Here is a 2,474-nt window from a genome sequence, read left to right on the forward strand (position 1 = left end):
GTCCGGGACGCGGGCGGGGCCGTCGGGGCCGTCAGGGCCGGGTGGGCCGGGTGGGGCCGAGGGGGTCAGCGGCCGAGCAGGCCCTGGGCGGCGGCCCGGTTGACGTTGGTCAGGCCGCGGACCAGCTGCGTGGTGAGGAAGACCAGCAGCACCCCGAAGAGCGAGAGCCCGGCGATCTGCCAGGGCGCCTCGATCTCGTACACGTGCCGGATGTCGTGGCTGTCGTAGAAGTCGAACACCCGGTACCCGTGCCACGAGGTGTAGGTCGGGAAGACCCAGTGGTACAGCGGGTAGAGCGCCGCCGCCCAGCCGAGCAGCAGGAACACCAGCGTCACCGCGAAGCTGAACACCGCCCAGGGGAGCATCAGCACCTGGTACAGCACGGCCTTCCAGCCGGCCCCGTCCGCCAGCCGCGCGGTGACCGCGCCCCAGCTGCCCTGGCGGACCCGGCGCACCGGCTCCGGGCCGGGGACGTCCAGGGCCAGCATGCCGCGCACCCGGGCCCGCTCCAGCCGGCCGAAGCCGCGGGCCGTGGCGGTCAGGGCGCCCAGCACGGGCAGGCCGAGCGCGGTGACGAAGGTGCCGATGCCGAAGCAGAACATCGTGACCGCGACGGCGAAGCCGACGATCGCCACCGGCAGGCCGGTGAGCGCGTAGCCGACCTCGCGGTAGTAGTACGCCGAGAACGGAGCCCGCCACAGGGCCGGACGCCGCTCGGTCCGGCGGGCCCGGGCGGGGCGCTGGTCGTCACCGCGACCGCCCAGAACGTCCCACTCCCGGTCCTCCATGCTGCGGCTGCTGCTCATGCTCCCGGCCCCCGGCCCCTCGTGCTGTCGTCTGTCGCTCGGTCGTCCCGCCGACTGCGTCCAGTCTGGTGGACGCGCCGCCCGGCCGTGATCCGGAGGCCTGGCGGATCCGGGGTGGGGTTAACCCCCCTCCACCCGGGCGGCCGGGCCCGGCCACTCCTCGGCCAGCAGCGCGTAGACGTACGCGTCGGACCGGACACCGCCCCCGGACCCGGCGGACCGCGGCCGCCGCTCCGGCCGGAAGCCCAGCCGGGTGAGCACCCGGCCGGCGGCCGGGTTGGCCGCGGCGGTCCGGGCGGTCAGCCGGTGCAGGCCCAGGGCGCCGAAGGCGAAGTCGCAGAGCAGGCCGACGGTCTCGCCCGCGTAGCCGCGGCCCCAGGACCCGCGGGCCAGCACGCAGCCGAGGTCGGCCGTGCGGTGCCCGTCGAGGGTGAGCGCGGCCTGCCCGATCGGCGTCGCGTCCCTGGGCTCCTCGGCGTCGGCGAGCCTGGTGACGGCGAGCCGGTAGGTGTCCCGCTCCTCGGCCATCGCCTCCTCCAGGTAGAGCTCGATCTGGTCGGCGCACTCCTCCCGGCCGCTCGGCCCGAAGGGCAGGTGGCGGGTGACCTCCGGGTCGCCGAACAGCGCGTGCAGCGCGTCCACCTCCTCCTCGGTGTGGTGGTACTCGCGGACGGCCAGGCGCGGGCCGGTGAGTCGTACGGGGACCATGGCTGCCGACCCTATCCCCGCCCGGCGGCTACCGTTCGGACTATGAACGACGAAGACCTGCGGCTCGCCCCGCGCACCAAGGCCGCCGACCTGCTCGCCTGGGCGGCCGAGCAGGGCCGCGCGCCGGTGGCCGAGGGGCCGCTGCGCGCGGTGCTGGCGCTGCTGGAGCTGGGCGAGGGCAGGATGCACGACGGCTGGCCCGAACTGACCTCCGACGCGGTGGAGCACCTGCTGTACGAGCGGCTCCACCTGTACGTCCAACCCGCGCCCGAGGAGGACCCGCTCGCCTACGGCGACGCCGTCCGGCTGCTGGTCGACCACCAACGGGCGGCCCGGCGGCTGAACGCCAAGCGCCAGGAGCGGCTGCACGCGGAGGCCGAGTGGCAGGGCGAGGTCGCGGCCGGGCTGCTGCGCCGCGCCGACCTGGTGACCTGGCCCCGGCTGTACGCGCTGCTGCTGCACGCGTACGCGGTGGACGTCACGGACCCGGCGGCGGTGCGGGACTGGCTGGCCGGCTTCGGGGAGCTCCCGGAGGAGGAGCGGCTGGCCGCGTACGAGGCGCTGGCACCGGCCGGCTGGCTGGACGAGCCGGACGAGCAGGGCTGGGGCCCGGGCCGGGTGCTGTCGGTCGGCATGGCCACGGACGGCGCGCGGCGGCTGCTGGAGCAGGGCCTGATGCGGCGCAGCTACCGCAACCTGGCGGAGCTGACCGCGCTGGGGCGGCCGATGCCGGAGGAACTGGCCGGGGACTTCGGGCGGTTCGAGGAGGCGGCGGTCGACGCGGCGCTCGACCTGTTCGGCGGGTGGACGGTGCCGGGACTGCCGCGGCTGCTGGTGACGGAGTTCCCGGAGCTGGCGCCGGAGCCGGGCCAGGAGGAGATCGAGGCCTACCTGGCGCAGCTGCCCGTCGAGGAGTGAGACGCCGCGCGAAGGCCCCCGTTCCGGTGCGTGGGCTCCGGG

Annotated in this window: 3 protein-coding genes; 1 reads left to right on the forward strand and 2 read right to left on the reverse strand. The window is 75.9% G+C overall.

All coding sequences use genetic code 11. From position 1 onward, the window contains the following. Nucleotides 1-65: 65 nt before the first annotated feature. Together ACFU6K_RS36665 and ACFU6K_RS36670 are read right to left on the reverse strand one after the other, a co-directional pair. Nucleotides 66-806, reverse strand: coding sequence for a sensor domain-containing protein (locus ACFU6K_RS36665; RefSeq protein WP_380670621.1), 741 nt, complete (start codon nucleotides 804-806; stop codon nucleotides 66-68). 120 nt (nucleotides 807-926) lie between these two features. Further along, nucleotides 927-1,514, reverse strand: a complete 588-nt coding sequence (locus ACFU6K_RS36670) for a GNAT family N-acetyltransferase (RefSeq protein WP_380670623.1) — start codon at nucleotides 1,512-1,514, stop codon at nucleotides 927-929. A gap of 42 nt (nucleotides 1,515-1,556) precedes the next feature. On the opposite strand from ACFU6K_RS36670, the gene ACFU6K_RS36675 reads away from it, so the two are divergent. Continuing rightward, the gene (locus ACFU6K_RS36675) at nucleotides 1,557-2,432 is read left to right on the forward strand and encodes a hypothetical protein (RefSeq protein ID WP_380670625.1); all 876 of its coding nucleotides are present in this window, start codon (nucleotides 1,557-1,559) and stop codon (nucleotides 2,430-2,432) included. Nucleotides 2,433-2,474 lie beyond the last annotated feature (42 nt).

This window comes from Kitasatospora sp. NPDC057512 (genome assembly GCF_042802135.1).
In the GTDB taxonomy this organism is placed as follows: Bacteria; Actinomycetota; Actinomycetes; order Streptomycetales; family Streptomycetaceae; genus Kitasatospora.

What these genes read in the sequence shown, in the direction of transcription:
- ACFU6K_RS36665 (WP_380670621.1), bottom strand. Translation starts at nt 806, where the DNA reads ATGAGCAGCAGCCGCAGCATGGAGGACCGGGAGTGGGACGTTCTGGGC.
- ACFU6K_RS36670 (WP_380670623.1), bottom strand. Translation starts at nt 1,514, where the DNA reads ATGGTCCCCGTACGACTCACCGGCCCGCGCCTGGCCGTCCGCGAGTAC.
- ACFU6K_RS36675 (WP_380670625.1), top strand. Translation starts at nt 1,557, where the DNA reads ATGAACGACGAAGACCTGCGGCTCGCCCCGCGCACCAAGGCCGCCGAC.